Origin of the sequence: Acinetobacter sp. YH16044, assembly GCF_013417145.1 — a bacterium.
In the GTDB taxonomy this organism is placed as follows: domain Bacteria; phylum Pseudomonadota; class Gammaproteobacteria; order Pseudomonadales; family Moraxellaceae; genus Acinetobacter; species Acinetobacter amyesii.
The window spans coordinates 1-1,323 of the sequence record NZ_VPEK01000145.1 but is presented as its reverse complement, the minus strand read 5'-3'; the positions used below and the strand labels follow the sequence as shown (position 1 = coordinate 1,323).

The 1,323-nt window shown below is 35.2% G+C and carries 2 protein-coding genes; both read right to left on the bottom strand.

From position 1 onward, the window contains the following. Window positions 1-352: plasmid replication DNA-binding protein (locus FTV38_RS17600; protein WP_180023053.1), on the bottom strand; the 352-nt coding region annotated here is incomplete at its 3' end. 77 nt (window positions 353-429) lie between these two features. Next, the coding region (repM, locus tag FTV38_RS17595; protein WP_180023052.1) for a replication initiation protein RepM at window positions 430-1,323 on the bottom strand (894 nt) is incomplete at its 5' end.

The window sequence follows — 1,323 nt, the reverse complement described above, 5'->3', positions numbered from 1 at the left end:
CGAGTTCACTAGGGTCTTGAATCTTTGGTTTGGGTGCTTCCAGTAGACGTTGCATCGTCTCAATTTGATTTTGATAAAAGGATTCACGCTCTTTTGCATCATCAAGCTGATTTTTCAGCATGTCTATCTGTTGCCTAAGTAGTAAAACTTCTGCCGAATTTGGACTGTCTATTTTTACAGATTCTTTTACATCTAGTTTTTTTGAAGGTTCGCCAAAAACACGGATAGCTTCAGCCAGATCAATTTTATTATCAGAATTTTTACTTAAAATACCTTTCCTTATATTGTTGTAAATGGTTTGTCTATTGATATTGTAAAGCTTAGAAAGCTCAAGAACTGTAAGGCTTTTCATGTGTAAATCTCTGCCTAATCTTGTAAAAAATTAGTGTCTATTAGACTGTCTAATAGACAAATCAGCAAGTCTATCTTCTATGCAGCTTTAAAGCCTACTTTTTGGAGATAAGGATAGAGTTCTTTAAACTTTTCTGGGTTTTGAAGCATTTCTGCAATGCGTACAGCGAATTGCGGATAGCTTTCTGTACCATGAGAATATTTTCCCATTTCAGGAAGTTCTGACAATTTATGGGAAAACAGATGGCGTTGAGCATCTGTCATTTTTGAGAAAATATCTATAGTGTCTGGGTCACGCTTATTTTTTATTGGCAGATTACTCATTTTTTTCTGTTTGAAAGTGAATGAAAAACCTGAAATAGAACGCCCTTTTTTATGTTGCTCATATTTAGCTGTTATATCTGTTAACTCATTTACCTGCTTAAGAGCAAAATCTAAAACATATGTTTTAAAGTTACTCATTGTTTTGTATTGATGAGGTTTGACACCAAGTTGTTGTCTAAAGATAGATAGATCAAAAAGTGGCGTTTTTCCGGCAGATCTCCATTGAATTAATAGCTCGTATAGCCGAATAGCATATGAGCTACTTAACCTAGAAACCTGCTGCAATTCATATTTAGTGAAGTTTTCTTCAAGTCGAGTTATGAGTGGAACAATGTCTTGGGTGAATCGTAGGAAAATAATTCCTGATTGAGATTCATACCCAATTTTGTCGACCCAACGACAATGAAAGCTACGATCCTTACCCGTCTTAGGATTAATGTCATGGTATGTGACATAGCGATCAAATAAGCTTTTAGATGCCTCCCTGAGTACGGTATAAGCGGTATGTTTCTCGACATTAAAAGTATTTATATAACTACTTGCATGTACTTCTAAAAGACTATTTTCAGTTATCCCATGTCCAGTTTCTCGAGCTTCAGCAATGGCTAATAGGATCAGTCTTTGTTCAACTGTATCTAAGGTATAACT